Genomic DNA, 13,494 nt, shown 5'->3' with positions numbered 1-13,494 from the left:
CGAGCCGGGATCGTCCTTAGGTCTGCGTCTCATCCGGAGCACGATCCCGGCTCTCCGCTTCGCTGCCGCCGGGATGACGGCCCCTTCTGAAGGATCACCCCATGCCCGCAAACCGCCGCCGCGGCGAGGTCGAGGCCACGTTCGACGGCCGGCCGCGCCGCCTCGCGCTCACCCTCGGCGCGCTCGCCGAACTGGAGGGCGCGTTCGGCGTCCCGGACCTCGTCGCGCTCGCCGAGCGGTTCGAGGCCGGGCGGCTGTCGGCGCGCGACGTGACGCTGATCCTCGGCGCGGGGCTCCGCGGCGGCGGCGCCGAGACCGGCGACGACGAGGTCGCGCGGATGACGCATGCGGACGGCGCCGCTGGCTTCGTGCGCGTGGTCGCCGACCTCCTGGCCGCGACTTTCGGCCCGGCCGGGGAGGGCGGGCGGGCGGAGGCCTCCGGCCCTTTCCCTGGGACGAACTGACCGCCTTCGGGCTCGGCGTTCTCAAGCTCTCTCCGCACGCGTTCTGGCGCGCGACGCCGCGCGAGATCGCCGCCGCGGCGCGAGGCCTGCGCGGCGGGCGCAGCTCCGCTCCGCCGCTGGCGCGACCCGAATTCGACGCGCTGATGGCGCGCTTTCCCGACGAGGCCGAAACCCATGGCTGACGATCCGATCGCGATCACCGTCGACATCTCCGGCTTCCGCCGCGAGATCTCCGAGGCCGACCGGCTGACGCGCGGCTTCGGCCGGGCGCTCGGCGACGCGCTGGAGGGCGGCGTCGTGAAGGGCCGCTCGCTCTCCGACGTGCTGCGCGGGCTCGGCGGCCGGATGTCCGAGATCGCGCTGTCGGCCGCGATGCGCCCGGTCGAGACCGCGCTCGGCGGACTGTTCGCGGGCGTGACCCGCAGCCTGCTCGGCGGGATCACGCCCTTCGCGAAAGGCGGGGTGCTCGGCGCGCCGACCGTGCTGACCGACGGCTCGGCCGCGCTCGCGCTCGCCGGCGAAGCGGGACCGGAGGCGGTGCTGCCGCTCGCCCGCGGCGCCGACGGGAGGCTCGGCGTCGCGAGCGCAGGCGGAGGCGGCGCCGGGCCGATCACGATCAACATCGCGACGCCCGACGTCGAGAGCTTCCGTCGCTCCGAGGCGCAGGTGACCGCAGCGCTCGCCCGCGCCGTGGCGCGCGGCCGCCGGGGGACGTGAGCCGTGGCCGCCTTCCATGACGCGCTGTTTCCGACCGACATCGCCCGCGGCGCGAAGGGCGGGCCGGAGCGGCGCACGGAGATCGCGACGCTCGGCTCCGGCTTCGAGGAGCGCAACGCCGTCTGGGCGCATTCGCGCCGGCGCTGGGACGCCGGGCTTGGTGTGCGCACCTTCGCGCAGCTCTCGGCGATCGTCGCCTTCTTCGAGGAGCGGCGCGGCCGGCTGCACGGCTTCCGCTTCCGCGATCCGCTCGACCACAAATCCTGCGCGCACGGCGCGGCGCCGGCCGCGACCGACCAGGTTCTCGGGACCGGCGACGGGGCCACGACGCGTTTCCCGCTCACGAAAACCTATGGCGGCGCGTTCGACCCCTACCGCCGGCCGATCGTCAAGCCCGTGGCGGGCTCCGTGCTGGTCGCGGTCGCCGGCGTCGCGACCACGGCCTTCGTCCTCGACGGCGGCGCGGTGGAGCTCGACGTCGCGCCGCCCGCGGACGCGCCGGTCTCCGCCGGCTTCCGCTTCGACGTGGCCGCGCGCTTCGACATGGACCGGCTGGAGATCGACCTCGCCGCCTTCGAGGCCGGCGCGATCCCGTCGATCCCGCTGGTCGAGATAAGGCTGAAGTAGTCCGAAAACGCTCCGTCATGGTCCGGCTTGACCGGACCATCCATGTCCGACGTCGAGCTCCACGTCGCCGATGGGTCCTCCGGTCAAGCCGGAGGACGACGCGGCGGGGTTCGCGTCGCTGCTCGGGAGGCCCACCATGCGCGACATCCCGGCGCCGATGGCGGACGCGCTTGCGTCCGGCGCGACCACCTTCGCGCGCTGCTGGCGGGTGGAGCGTCGCGACGGCGTCGCGCTCGGCTTCACCGACCATGACGAGGACCTCGCCTTCGACGGCGACGTCTACCGCGCCGCGAGCGGCATGACCGCCTCCGCCGCCACGGCGGCGCTCGGTCTCGCGGTCGGCGGGCTGGACGTGGTCGGCGCGCTCGACGATGCCGGACTGACGGAGGCCGATCTCGCCCGCGGGCTCTACGACGGCGCCGCTGTCCGGCTTTACCTCGCCGACTGGCGCGATCCGTCGGCGCGGCTGCTGCTCTTCGCGGGCGCACTCGGCGAGATCGCCAGGGAAAGCGCGCTGTTCACCGCCGAGCTGCGCGCGCTGACCCATGCGCTGCAGCAGCCGCAGGGCCGGCTCTACCAGCGCTCCTGCGACGCCGACCTTGGCGACGCCCGCTGCGGCGTCGACCTTGCGCTCCCCGTCCACCGCGCCGTGGGGGAGGTCGGGGCGGCCGTCGGCGCGCGCGGCTTCCGCTCCGCGGCGCTGGAGGGGCGCGGCCCGCTTTTCACGCGCGGGCGGATCGTCTGGACAAGCGGGGCGAACGCGGGCGCGGCGGGCGAGATCCGCGCGCAGGACGGCGGCTTCGCCGAACTCGCCGAGACGCCCGCCATGGCGATCGCGCCGGGCGACGGCTTCACCGTCACGGCGGGTTGCGACAAGACCTTCGCGACCTGCCGCAAGCGCTTCGCCAACCACCTGAACTTCCGCGGCTTCCCGCACATGCCGGGCAACGACTGGCTGTCGCAGCCGGCGCGCGCGGACGGCGACAACGACGGAGGCCGCCTTGGCTGAGACGGCGCCTGAACATCGGCAGGCGAGCGTCTCGGCGGACGCGGTCGTCGCCTGCGCCCGCGGCTGGATCGGTACGCCCTACCGGCATCAGGCGAGCCTGCGCGGCGTCGGCTGCGACTGCCTCGGCCTCGTGCGCGGCGTCTGGCGCGAACTGCTCGGGCCGGAGCCCGAACCGCCGCCGCCCTATCCCCGGAGCTGGGCCGAGGACGGCGACGCCGGCCTGCTGATCGCCGCCGCCCGTCGCAATCTCCTGGAGCGGCCCATCGGCCTGATCGCGCCCGGCGACGTGCTGCTGTTCCGGGTGCGGCGGGACGGACCGGCCCGCCACGCCGGCGTCGCCACCGGGCCGGACGCCATGGTCCACGCCTATGACGGCCACGCCGTCGCCGAGACCCCGATCCCCGAAACCTGGCGCCGCCGGCTCGTGGCGCGCTTCGCGTTTCCGGCGGCGTAAGCGCCTTCTTCCATCGCAGGATTCATCCCATGGCCGTGCTCGCCCTGACCGCCGTCGGCTCCGCGATCGGCGGGGCGCTGCTGCCGGGCGGGATCGGCCTGTTCGGCGCGACGCTGTCGGGCGCGGCGCTCGGCGGCGCCATCGGCGGGCTCGCGGGCTCCATGATCGACCAGACGCTGCTGGCGCCGACCGTGCGTCGGACCGGGCCGCGGCTCGACGACCTGCGCGTCACCGCCTCCACCGAAGGCGCGCCGGTGCTCAGGGTCCATGGCCGCATGCGCGTCGGCGGGCAGATCATCTGGGCGAGCCGGTTCCGCGAGACCTCGTCGACCGAAAGCTCCGGCGGCAAGGGCGGCGGCGGCCCGAAGACCGAGGTCCGCACCTACAGCTATTTCGCGAGCTTCGCGGTCGGCCTGTGCGAGGGGCCGATCGACGGGATCGGCCGCGTCTGGGCCGACGGCCGCCCGCTCGATCCCGGCGACTACGAGATGCGGCTGCACCGCGGGACCGACGAGCAGCTCGCCGACCCCAAGATCGTCGCGGTTGAGGGGGCGGACTTCGCGCCGGCCTATCGTGGGCTCGCCTATCTCGTGTTCGAGGAACTGCCGCTCGAAGGTTTCGGCAACCGCGTGCCGCAGATCACCGTCGAGGTGATCCGGCGGCCGCCCTCCGACCGGCCGGCGCTCGAGGACCTGATGACCGGCGTCACGCTCATCCCGGGCTCGGCCGAGTTCGCCTACGCCACCGACGCGATCGAGCGGCGCGAGGGTTTCGGGGCCTGGGAGGCCGAGAACGTCCACAGCGACTATGGCCGCGCCGACATCGACGTCGCGCTCGACGACCTGGAGGCGCTCGCGCCGGGCGTGCGCTCGGTCTCGCTGATCGTCGCCTGGCACGGCACGGACTTGCGCGCGGGGAGCTGCGAGATCCGGCCGAAGGTCGAGACCGACGACAAGGAGACCCGGCCCTGGACGTGGCGCGTCTCGAACGTCACGCGGGCGTCGATGCAGCTCGTCAGCCGGATCGACGGCGCGCCCGCGCTCGGCGGCGCTCCGGCCGACCGCGCGGTCTGGCAGGCGATCCGGACGCTGAAGGACCGCGGCTTCGAGGTGATGCTGACGCCGTTCATCCTGATGGACGTGGCCTCGGACAACGGACTGCCGGACCCCTATGGCGCGGCCGAGCAGCCGGCCTATCCCTGGCGTGGCCGTATCACCTGCCACCCCGCGCCGGGCCGGCCGGGCTCGCCGGACAGGACGCCGGCCGCGGCGGCGCAGGTCGCGGCTTTCTTCGGGACCGCGGCGGCGGGCGATTTCGGCTGGCATGGCGACCGCCGCACGGTCGACTACGATGGGCCGGGCGAGTGGTCCTACCGCCGCTTCGTGCTGCACATGGCCCGGCTCGCCAAGGCCGCGGGCGGCGTCGACGCCTTCCTGATCGGCTCGGAGATGGTCGCGCTCACCGCCGTGCGCGACGGGCCATCGAGCTATCCGGCGGTCGCGGCCTTCCGCGCTCTGGCCGCGGAGGCGCGCGCGGTGCTGGGCGCCGACACGCGCATCGGCTACGCCGCGGACTGGACCGAATATTCCGGCCACCGCCCGGACGACGGCTCCGGCGACGTCCATTTCCACCTCGACCCGCTGTGGGCGGACGCGAACGTCGACTTCGTCGGCGTCGACCTCTACGCCCCGCTCGCCGACTGGCGCGACGGCGGCGGCCATCTCGACGCCGCGGCCGGCTTGCGCGGGCCCTACGACGCCGCCTATCTCGACGCCAATGTCGAGGGCGGCGAGGGCTTCGACTGGTTCTACGCCGGCGCCGAAGACCGCGCGGCGCAGGTCCGCACGCCGATCGTCGATACGGCCCATGGCGAGCACTGGGTCTTCCGCGTCAAGGATTTCCACGGCTGGTGGTCGAACCCGCATCATGATCGTCCGGGCGGCGTCCGGGCGGTGACGCCGACCGCCTGGGTTCCCCAGTCGAAGCCGATCGTGCTGTGCGAGGTCGGCTGCCCCGCGATCGACAAGGGCGCGAACCAGCCCAACGTGTTCGTGGACCCGAAGTCGTCGGAAACCGCCGTCCCGCATTTCTCCAACGGCCGCCGGGACGACGTCGCCCAGCGCGCCTATCTCGCGGCGCAGCTCGCGCACTGGGCGCCCGCGGCCGGGAACAACCCGGTGTCGGCGCTCACGGGCGCGCGCATGATCGACGCGTCGCGCATCTTCTGCTGGTGCTGGGACGCGCGGCCTCACCCCGCCTTTCCCGCCCGGACCGACGTGTGGAAGGACGCCGAGAACTGGAAGCGCGGGCATTGGCTGACCGGCCGGCTCGGCTTCGCGGCCTTGCGTGACGTCGTCGCCGACATCGCCGCGCCGTCCGGCGCCGCGCTCGAACTCGCCGATCTCGACGGGCTGGTGCGCGGCTACGCCATCGACCGGGTGATGAGCCCGCGCGAGGCGATCGAGCCGCTGCTGGAGGCGTTCGGGGCGCAGGCGCTCGCGCGCGGCGCGGCGATCCGGATCGCCAACCGTCCGGCCGAGCCGGTCGCCGAGCTCGGTCCCGACGATCTGGTCGATCCCGGCGAGGGGCGGCCCGCCTTCCGGCTGACGCGCGCGCAGGCTTCCGAAGTGCCGGCGGCGCTGAAGCTGCGCCATGTCGATCCGGACATCGACTACCGCCAGGCGGCGGTGGAGGCGCGCCGGCTCGCGGGCGAGGGCCGGGCGGTCGCGGAGGCGAGCGTCCCCCTCGCGCTGTCCAACGCCGAAGCGCAGGCGCTCGCCGACGGAATGCTGATCGAGGCCTCGGTCGCGCGCGAGCGGGGCGAGTGGACGCTGCCGCCGAGCGGGCTGGCGCTGGAGCCGGGCGACCTCGTGCGTTTCGCCGCCCATGGGCGGACCACGCTGATGCGGCTCGACGAGATCGGCGACGAGTTCGTGCGGCCGGCGAAGGCCGTGCGCGCCGACCCGGACGCGCGCGCCGTCGCGCCCATCGAGGACGATCCGCGGCCCCCGCCGGCGAAGGGGCGGCCGATCGCGCCGGCGTTCGCCGTGCTCGACCTGCCGCTGATCGCGGGCGACGAGCCGGCCCATGCGCCGCGGCTCGCCGCCTATGCGCGGCCCTGGACGCCGGCCGCTGTGTTCCGCTCGCGCGACGGCGCCGGCTTCGCGCTCGACGCCACGCTGCCGCTGCCGGCGACGCTCGGCGCGCTGGCCGCGCCGCTCGGGCCCCATGCGAGCGGACGTTTCGACCGCTTGAACGTGATCGAGGTCGAGGTCGGGCCGGACCGCGCGCTCGAAAGCGTGACCGCGGAAGCGCTGTTCGCCGGCGCGAACGTCGCCGCGGTCCGCGGCGGGGACGGCGTCTGGGAGGTGCTGCAGTTCCGCGACGCGGAGCTAGTCGGAACGGGCCGTTGGCGGCTCTCCATGATGCTACGCGGGCAGGCCGGAACCGAGGACGCCGCGGCGACGCTCAAGTCCGCCGGGGCGGCCTTCGCGCTGATCGACGCCGCGACGCCGGTCTCGACGCTCCCGGAGGCCGAGCGCGGGCTGACGCTGACATGGACGGCGGGGCCGTCCACCCGGCCGCGCGACGACCCGACCTATGTGGCGCTTTCCGAGCGCGCCGGGGCGAGGGGGCTGCTGCCGCTCGCCCCCGTCGGCCTGAAGGCGCGGCGGGGCGGCTCCGGCGACGTGACGCTGAGCTGGATCCGCCGCACGCGGATCGGCGGCGACGACTTCGACGCCCGCGAGGTGCGGCTCGCCGAGGAGGCGGAAGCCTACGAGGTCGAGATTCTTGGCGAGAGTGCGCCCGTTCGCGTGCTCGCCGCAGGAACGCAGATGACTGTGTACACGCACGCCATGCAGATCGCCGATTTCGGTTCGGCGCCCGCCGCGCTGCAGGTCGCTGTGCGGCAACTGTCCGCCGCGGTCGGTCTCGGCCTGCCGGCGCGGACCACGCTCGCGCTCTGACGCGAAACGTCTTCCTCACATCTCCGGAGCGTCCCATGAGCGAGAGCCCGCATCTCGGCCTCGGCTATCTCGCGCCCGCGCAGGCGCAGAAGCACGTCACCGTCAACGAGGCGTTCCGGCGGCTCGACGCGTTGGTGCAACTCGGCGTCCTCGACCGCGACCGGACCGCGCCGCCGGCCGGGCCGGGGGAGGGCGACCGCCATCTGGTGGCGGCGGGCTCGACCGGCGCCTGGGCCGGGCGCGACGGCCGGATCGCCGCCTTCCTTGACGGCGTCTGGGAGTTCATCGAGCCGAAGCCGGGCTGGCTCGCCTATGTGGAGGCGGAAGGCGTGCTGCTGGCCTATGTCGGCGGCGTCTGGGTCGGGGCGCTCGGCGCGCTCGCCTCGCTCGACGGGCTGGCCCGGCTCGGCGTCAACGCCGAGGCCGACGACGACAACCGGCTCGTGGTGGCGAGCGCCTCCGCGCTCTTCACCCATGCGGGCGCGGACGTCCGGCTCAAGCTCAACAAGGCGCTTGCGGCGGACGTGGCGAGCCTGCTGCTTCAGACCGGCTATGGCGGGCGCGCCGAACTCGGCCTGATCGGCTCCGACGCCTTCGCGCTCAAGGTCTCGCCCGACGGCGCGTCCTGGAGCGTAGCGCTGGAGGCGGAGCCTGTAACGGGCGCGGTGTCGTTCCCGCGCTCGCCCCAGCGCACGCAGCTCGACGTCTTCACCGCGGACGGCGTCTGGACGAAGCCGGACTGGGCCGGCCGGGTGGTCGTCACGCTGGTCGGCGGCGGCGGAGGGGGCGGCGGAGCGGCGAGCGGCAACACCGGCTTTCCGCGCGCGGGCGGCGCGGGCGGCGGAGCCGGCGCGGTCGTGACCGAGACCTTTTTGGGCGACGAGATCACGGCGGCCTGCTCGGTCGTCGTCGGTTTGGGCGGCGCGGGCGGCGCCGGCGTCGCGGTCGGCATCACCGCCGGCGGCGGATCGGGCGTCGCGGGGGCTGCGAGCGCCTTCATCCTGAACGGCTCGGGACCGGAGGCGCAGGCGCTCGTCGCGCCGGGCGGCGGCCTCGGCGGCGGCGGAGGCACGACGACCTCGACGGCGGGAACAGGCGGCTCCGGGCTGTTCGGCCCGTCGAACGCCGGCGGTCCCGGATCGAGCGGAGCCGCGGGCATCGCCGCCGTCTCCACTGCGATGCCCATAGGTCCGGGCGGCGGCGGGGGCGGAGGCGGCCTCTCGACCGCCACCACAAGCGGCGGGTTCGGCGGCGGCGCGGGCGGCCCGGGCTACGCTGTCGGCGGAACAGGGCGGCAGGCGGCGGGCGGCGGGGCGGCCGTCGCCGGAGGCGCCGGCGGACATGGCGGAGATCGCGCCTTCTCCCGTGGCATGGGCGGAGGCGGGGGAGGCGGCGGATCGCACGCGGTCACGGCGGGCGGGCAGGGCGGAGACGGCGGCGCGCCGGGGGGCGGCGGAGGCGGCGGCGGCGCAGGCCGCACGACGGGCGGTTCGGGCTCCGGCGGGCGCGGCGGCGACGGAATCTGCGTGATCCTGTCCTACGCCATGTGAGGCGCGGTCAGAGCTGCCCGGACTGGTCGAAGTGCAGGACCGTCATCACGAACAGCGCCAGCGAGTAGATCATGATGCCGAAACTGTAGAACCAGGGTTCGCCCGCGCCCGGCACCGTCGCGACGAGATAATCGAACACGAGCCCGAACACCGCGGTCCAGCCCAGAAGGCTGATGTAGAAGAAACGTCGTGACCGGAAGCGGTGCATGGCCGCGATGATGCCGGCGCGCCGGGCCGCGCGCCAGCGATACGGCGGCCGATCGTGACCGCCGCTCATCAACAACCCGCGATTTCGTGATCGCCCGCGGTCCGCCGCGAGCGATCGCCCCCTGTCGTCTTGCAGCCAAGAGGAGCGCGCCATGCCCCGCGCCACGCCCCCGCACGCCATCACCGAAGCGAAGCTGCGCGCCGCCGTCTCCGACGCCGCGACCGCGCATGACGCCGTCAGCCGCATCGCCGACGAGGTGGTCGCCGACCCGCGCATCGCCGGGGCGCTGAAACCGGTGCCGGCGTTCGAGAGCCAGACGCTGCGCGGCGTCGCGATCGCGGCCGGCGCGCCGCTGCTGGTGGCGCTCGGCCGGCTCGCCGGCGTCGAGATCGCCGAGGGCGACGCCGCGATCGTGGTCTCGACGCTGGTCTCGCTCATCGGCGCCGCCTACGCCTGGCGCGGCCGCGCCACCACCACGCGGCCGCTCGCATGAGCCGCGCGGCGCCCGCCGCGCGCGACGACGCCAAGCTCGCGGCGCTCGAACAGCGCGTCTACGGCCTCGAGCGCGGCGTCCACGACCTCAACCAGCTCTTCACCGGCCGCATCGGCGAGGTCTCGGCGCAGCTCACCAGCCTGTCCGCCAAGTTCGACGACCGCTCGCGCACGCCGTGGGGCACGATCCTCTCGGGCCTTGGCGTGGTGTTCGCGCTGCTGGTCGCGGGCGGCGAACTCGCCCGCGCGCCCATCGTCGACGCGATCGCGCGGCTGGAGCGGGACGTGGCGCGGACCGAGCAGGGCCTCGCGCGCCAGCGCGACGCCAGCGTCGCCCGCGACCTGTTCGCCGAGCGCGGCGCGGCCGACGCCCGCGCCCGCGCCGAACTGCAGCGTCAGATCGACGACCTGAAGCGGTCGACGTCGTCCAGCGTCGTCGTCTCGCGAGGTCGTGCGCTTGCGGAGGAGGGGTCCCGCCCCTAGGACTCCCTGAGGATGGGATGGCCGTCCCCGCATTCATCGCGGGTTCAGGGCCGGGAGGGCACCGTCGCGGCCATGATCAGCGTCCGCGCCATCGGTTTCACGTCGTGCGTCGTCGCGGCGGCCCTGGCCTTCGGGCCGGCCGCGGCGGAGGACGACGCGCGTCCGGACGGCCGCCCGCGGATCGTCGTGCCCGCGCCGGGAGCCGGGGAATATCTGCGCGTGCCGGCGCCGCCGCCGGGCGAGGACGGCCCGCCGCCTGGCGTCTACCGCCGGGTCACGCCGCCGGCCGACGGCGAGCCGCGCGGCGAGCGCTACATGCAGGCGGCTCCGACGCGCGAGCCCGCGCCCAAGGCGCCCGACGCCCGCGACGACGGACGCCGGCTTCCGTCCGGCGGCGGCTGCCTGTCCGCCCGGGACGCGCGCGACGCCATCCGCTCCAAGAAGGCGGTGGCGCTCGTCGTCGCCGCCCGCACGGCCCGCGACGCCTGGGACGGCGAGGTCATCGACTACAAGCTCTGCAGCGTCGAGGGCCTGCTCACCTATGACATCACTCTGCTCAGCCCGGACGGCAAGGTCGCGCGCGCGCGCATCGACGCCGGCACCGGCAAGCTGCTGACGGTCAAGTAGACCGCCGCGGACCACTAGGACCTTCTCCATGCGCCTGCTCGTCGTCGAGGACGACCCCGACCTCAACCGCCAGATCACCGCCGCGCTGGAGGAGGCCGGCTACGCCGTCGACCGCGCCTTCGACGGCGAGGAGGGGCACTTCCTCGGCGACACCGAGCCCTATGACGCCATCGTGCTCGACATCGGCCTGCCGAAGAAGGACGGCATCTCGGTGCTGGAGCAGTGGCGGCGCGACGGGCGCACGGCGCCGGTGCTGATCCTGACCGCGCGCGACCGCTGGTCGGACAAGGTGCAGGGCTTCGACGCCGGCGCCGACGACTATGTCGCGAAGCCGTTCCACATGGAGGAGGTGCTCGCGCGCCTGCGGGCGCTGCTGCGGCGCGCCACCGGCCACGCCTCGAGCGAACTGCTGTGCGGCCCGGTCCGGCTCGACACCCGCGCCGGCCGCGTCACGCTCGACGGCAACGCCATCAAGCTCACCAGCCACGAATACCGCCTGCTGGCCTACCTCATGCACCACCAGGGCCGCGTGGTCTCGCGCACGGAGCTGGTGGAGCACATGTACGACCAGGACTTCGACCGCGACTCCAACACGATCGAGGTGTTCGTCGGCCGGCTGCGCAAGAAGCTCGGCTCCGACCTCATCCAGACCGTGCGCGGGCTCGGCTACGTGCTGGCGTCGCCCGGGGGCGCATGACCATCCCGGCGGACGGCGCGGCCTCTTCGGCGCAGGCGACCCGCGCCGAAGAGGCCGCGCGGCCCGCGAAGACGGCCTCCATCGCCGCCCGACTGTTCGGCTCGGCCGCGCTGTGGACGGTCGCCATGCTGCTGATCGGCGGCGTGACGCTGTCGTCCTACTACACCCGCTCGGTCGAGCGCGGCTTCGACCAGCGCCTGCATGTCTATCTCAAGACGCTGGTGGGCGCGGTTGCGGCCGGCGCCTTCGACAAGGACGACCCCGGCTCCTTCGGCGAGCCGCGCTTCGAGCTGCCGCTCTCCGGCTGGTACTGGCAGATCACCCGGCTCGACCGCGACCCGCCGGAGGCGACGACCTCGAAGTCGCTGTTCGAGGAGCAGCTTCCGCGCCTCGCCGAGCTCGGCGTCGAGGAGACGCTGGTCGGCACGCGCGAGGGCTACGCGCTCGGACCGGAGAGCCAGCGCCTGCGCGTCGTCGAGCGCATCATCGATCTCGGAACGGACGGCCGCTTCCTGATCTCGATCGCGGGCGCCGCCGACGAGATCGACGAGGACATCCAGAACTTCAACGTCGCGCTGCTGGTGAGCTTCCTGCTGCTCGGCCTCGGCCTCGTCACCACCACGGGCTTCCAGGTGCGGTTCGGCCTCAGGCCGCTCGCCGGCATGCGCGCCCAGCTCGCGGAGGTCCGCTCCGGATCGCGCGCCCGGCTTGACGGCGCCTTTCCGGAGGAGATCGCGCCGCTCGTCGACGAGCTGAACGGGTTGCTCGAATCGAACCGCGAGATCGTGGAGCGCGCCCGCACCCATGTGGGCAACCTCGCCCACGGGCTGAAGACGCCGCTCTCGGTGATCGCCAACGAGGCCAACGCGGGCGATGGCGCCTTCGCCGAGAAGGTGCGCGAGCAGGCCGTGCTGATGCGCCGCCAGATCGACCACCACCTCGAGCGCGCGCGACTGTCCGCCGGCGTCGCCTTCGCCGGGGAGACCACTCCAGTGCAGCCGGCGGTGGAGGCGCTCGCCCGCACCATGGCCAAGATCCACCGCGACCGCGATCTCGCCATCGACGTCGCCGTGTCCGACGACAGCCTGCGGTTCCGCGGCGAGCGGCAGGATTTCGAGGAGATGGTCGGCAATCTCGTCGACAACGCCTGCAAATGGGCGTCCGCGCGGGTGGCGATCTCGGTCGCGCCGCTCGCGCCCGCGGCGGCGGGCGGTCGCTCCGCGCTCCGCGTGGTGGTGGACGACGACGGGCCGGGCCTGACGGCAGCGCAGCGCGCCGAGGTGCTGGCGCGCGGCAAGCGGCTCGACGAGAGCAAGCCGGGCTCCGGCCTCGGCCTCGCGATCGTCGCCGACCTCGCGCGCGTCTACGGCGGCGGCTTCGCGCTGTCGGAGGCCCCAGAGGGCGGCCTGCGCTGCGACCTCACGCTGCCGGCGGTGTGACGACGTCGCCGATCCTCCCCGCTTTCGCCAAAATCGCACGGTCACCTCACGACGCCAGCCGAATCGCCATGGGGCGGCGACGGCGGACAACGGGAGGTTCTATGATCATTTCGAAAGCGGCGGCCTTTGCGGCTGCGGGCGTTCTCGCGCTCGGTCTGACCGCCTGCGGCCCCGGCCGCGAGGGCGAGGGCCTCGGCACAGTGGCCGGCGCGATCGGCGGCGGTCTCATCGGCAACCAGATCGGCAGTGGCGGCGGCCGTGTGGCGGCGACGGTGATCGGCGCGGGCCTCGGCGGACTGCTCGGCAACCGCATCGGCGCGGCGATCGACGACGACGCCCGCCGTCGCGCCTCCGAGGCCGAGTACGAGGCGCTTGAGCGCGGTTACGACGGCCGCCCCTATGCGTGGCGCAGCGACCGCTACCGCGGCGAAGTCGTGGTCGGCCCCTACTACCAGCGCGAGAGCTACGAGCGTTGCCGCACCTACACCCGCCGCATCTACATGGACGACGGCCGGGTGATCACCGAGCGCGGCTCGTCTTGCCGCGGCCCGCGCGGCCGCTGGGTGGAGGTCGGCTGACGCCGGCCTGAACCACCGCGCTGACACGTGAGAGCCGCCCGGAGCCGACCGCTCCGGGCGGCTCTTTGCGTTTTCAGCCCTCTGCGAGCGCGGCGCGGGCGGCGAGCGCCCCGAGCGTCAGCCGCGCCGGCGGCGTCGCGAGATCGGTCGCGGTGGTGGCGGACAGCGCCGCGATTTCGTC

15 protein-coding genes are annotated in these 13,494 nt (G+C 74.4%); 14 read left to right on the top strand and 1 reads right to left on the bottom strand.

What is annotated here, in order from left to right:
* Positions 1 to 101 precede the first annotated feature (101 nt).
* The 8 genes from ACFSCV_RS04210 (at position 102) to ACFSCV_RS04175 (ending at position 8,789) form a co-directional block, all read left to right on the top strand.
* The gene (locus ACFSCV_RS04210; RefSeq protein WP_378797294.1) at positions 102 to 464 is read left to right on the top strand and encodes a gene transfer agent family protein; all 363 of its coding nucleotides are present in this window, start codon (positions 102 to 104) and stop codon (positions 462 to 464) included.
* Positions 461 to 646, top strand: coding sequence for a phage tail assembly chaperone (locus ACFSCV_RS04205; RefSeq protein WP_378797473.1), 186 nt, complete (start codon positions 461 to 463; stop codon positions 644 to 646). The genes ACFSCV_RS04210 and ACFSCV_RS04205 overlap by 4 nt, the downstream gene beginning before the upstream one ends.
* On the top strand, positions 639 to 1,181 hold the full coding sequence (locus ACFSCV_RS04200; protein ID WP_378797292.1) for a phage tail tape measure protein: 543 nt from the start codon (positions 639 to 641) through the stop codon (positions 1,179 to 1,181). The genes ACFSCV_RS04205 and ACFSCV_RS04200 overlap by 8 nt, the downstream gene beginning before the upstream one ends.
* A 3-nt stretch (positions 1,182 to 1,184) precedes the next feature.
* Positions 1,185 to 1,808, top strand: coding sequence for a phage distal tail protein, Rcc01695 family (locus ACFSCV_RS04195; RefSeq protein ID WP_378797290.1), 624 nt, complete (start codon positions 1,185 to 1,187; stop codon positions 1,806 to 1,808).
* A 136-nt stretch (positions 1,809 to 1,944) separates the two neighbouring features.
* Positions 1,945 to 2,817 (top strand): DUF2163 domain-containing protein, encoded by an 873-nt coding sequence (locus ACFSCV_RS04190; RefSeq protein ID WP_378797289.1) that lies wholly within the window; start codon positions 1,945 to 1,947, stop codon positions 2,815 to 2,817.
* Positions 2,810 to 3,271 (top strand): NlpC/P60 family protein, encoded by a 462-nt coding sequence (locus ACFSCV_RS04185; protein ID WP_378797287.1) that lies wholly within the window; start codon positions 2,810 to 2,812, stop codon positions 3,269 to 3,271. Before ACFSCV_RS04190 ends, ACFSCV_RS04185 begins: the two co-directional genes overlap by 8 nt.
* Positions 3,272 to 3,300: 29 nt before the next feature.
* Positions 3,301 to 7,239, top strand: coding sequence for a baseplate multidomain protein megatron (locus tag ACFSCV_RS04180; protein WP_378797285.1), 3,939 nt, complete (start codon positions 3,301 to 3,303; stop codon positions 7,237 to 7,239).
* Between the two features lie 35 nt (positions 7,240 to 7,274).
* Positions 7,275 to 8,789, top strand: coding sequence for a DUF2793 domain-containing protein (locus tag ACFSCV_RS04175; RefSeq protein WP_378797283.1), 1,515 nt, complete (start codon positions 7,275 to 7,277; stop codon positions 8,787 to 8,789).
* Between the two features lie 7 nt (positions 8,790 to 8,796).
* Here the strand turns inward: ACFSCV_RS04175 and ACFSCV_RS04170 are convergent, their stop codons facing one another.
* Positions 8,797 to 9,066 carry a hypothetical protein gene (locus tag ACFSCV_RS04170; protein WP_378797281.1) on the bottom strand — a complete coding sequence of 90 codons (270 nt, stop codon included), beginning with the start codon at positions 9,064 to 9,066 and terminating at the stop codon, positions 8,797 to 8,799.
* Between the two features lie 82 nt (positions 9,067 to 9,148).
* Between ACFSCV_RS04170 and ACFSCV_RS04165 the strand changes: the two genes are divergently transcribed.
* From ACFSCV_RS04165 to ACFSCV_RS04140, 6 genes are all read left to right on the top strand, one after another.
* A complete protein-coding gene (locus ACFSCV_RS04165) occupies positions 9,149 to 9,490 on the top strand; it encodes a hypothetical protein (protein WP_378797280.1) in 342 nt (113 codons plus the stop codon).
* Positions 9,487 to 9,972, top strand: coding sequence for a hypothetical protein (locus ACFSCV_RS04160; RefSeq protein WP_378797278.1), 486 nt, complete (start codon positions 9,487 to 9,489; stop codon positions 9,970 to 9,972). The genes ACFSCV_RS04165 and ACFSCV_RS04160 overlap by 4 nt, the downstream gene beginning before the upstream one ends.
* A 72-nt stretch (positions 9,973 to 10,044) precedes the next feature.
* A complete protein-coding gene (locus ACFSCV_RS04155) occupies positions 10,045 to 10,599 on the top strand; it encodes a PepSY domain-containing protein (RefSeq protein ID WP_378797276.1) in 555 nt (184 codons plus the stop codon).
* Positions 10,600 to 10,627: 28 nt separating this feature from the next.
* Positions 10,628 to 11,296 carry a response regulator transcription factor gene (locus ACFSCV_RS04150; RefSeq protein ID WP_378797274.1) on the top strand — a complete coding sequence of 223 codons (669 nt, stop codon included), beginning with the start codon at positions 10,628 to 10,630 and terminating at the stop codon, positions 11,294 to 11,296.
* Complete coding sequence (locus ACFSCV_RS04145) at positions 11,293 to 12,735, top strand: ATP-binding protein (protein WP_378797272.1); 1,443 nt, start codon at positions 11,293 to 11,295, stop codon at positions 12,733 to 12,735. Before ACFSCV_RS04150 ends, ACFSCV_RS04145 begins: the two co-directional genes overlap by 4 nt.
* 101 nt (positions 12,736 to 12,836) lie before the next feature.
* Positions 12,837 to 13,313 carry a glycine zipper 2TM domain-containing protein gene (locus ACFSCV_RS04140; protein WP_378797270.1) on the top strand — a complete coding sequence of 159 codons (477 nt, stop codon included), beginning with the start codon at positions 12,837 to 12,839 and terminating at the stop codon, positions 13,311 to 13,313.
* The last annotated feature ends 181 nt before the right edge of the window (positions 13,314 to 13,494 follow it).

The sequence above is a fragment of the Methylopila henanensis genome, from assembly GCF_042681025.1.
Taxonomy (GTDB): Bacteria; Pseudomonadota; Alphaproteobacteria; order Rhizobiales; family Methylopilaceae; genus Methylopila; species Methylopila henanensis.
Note: the sequence above shows the minus strand (reverse complement) of the source record. Positions and strands in the feature narration are given on the sequence as shown.

Coding starts and splice junctions, on each gene's coding strand:
- ACFSCV_RS04210 (WP_378797294.1), top strand. CDS start 102: ATGCCCGCAAACCGCCGCCGCGGCGAGGTCGAGGCCACGTTCGACGGC.
- ACFSCV_RS04200 (WP_378797292.1), top strand. CDS start 639: ATGGCTGACGATCCGATCGCGATCACCGTCGACATCTCCGGCTTCCGC.
- ACFSCV_RS04190 (WP_378797289.1), top strand. CDS start 1,945: ATGCGCGACATCCCGGCGCCGATGGCGGACGCGCTTGCGTCCGGCGCG.
- ACFSCV_RS04180 (WP_378797285.1), top strand. CDS start 3,301: ATGGCCGTGCTCGCCCTGACCGCCGTCGGCTCCGCGATCGGCGGGGCG.
- ACFSCV_RS04175 (WP_378797283.1), top strand. CDS start 7,275: ATGAGCGAGAGCCCGCATCTCGGCCTCGGCTATCTCGCGCCCGCGCAG.
- ACFSCV_RS04170 (WP_378797281.1), bottom strand. CDS start 9,066: ATGAGCGGCGGTCACGATCGGCCGCCGTATCGCTGGCGCGCGGCCCGG.
- ACFSCV_RS04165 (WP_378797280.1), top strand. CDS start 9,149: ATGCCCCGCGCCACGCCCCCGCACGCCATCACCGAAGCGAAGCTGCGC.
- ACFSCV_RS04160 (WP_378797278.1), top strand. CDS start 9,487: ATGAGCCGCGCGGCGCCCGCCGCGCGCGACGACGCCAAGCTCGCGGCG.
- ACFSCV_RS04155 (WP_378797276.1), top strand. CDS start 10,045: ATGATCAGCGTCCGCGCCATCGGTTTCACGTCGTGCGTCGTCGCGGCG.
- ACFSCV_RS04150 (WP_378797274.1), top strand. CDS start 10,628: ATGCGCCTGCTCGTCGTCGAGGACGACCCCGACCTCAACCGCCAGATC.
- ACFSCV_RS04145 (WP_378797272.1), top strand. CDS start 11,293: ATGACCATCCCGGCGGACGGCGCGGCCTCTTCGGCGCAGGCGACCCGC.
- ACFSCV_RS04140 (WP_378797270.1), top strand. CDS start 12,837: ATGATCATTTCGAAAGCGGCGGCCTTTGCGGCTGCGGGCGTTCTCGCG.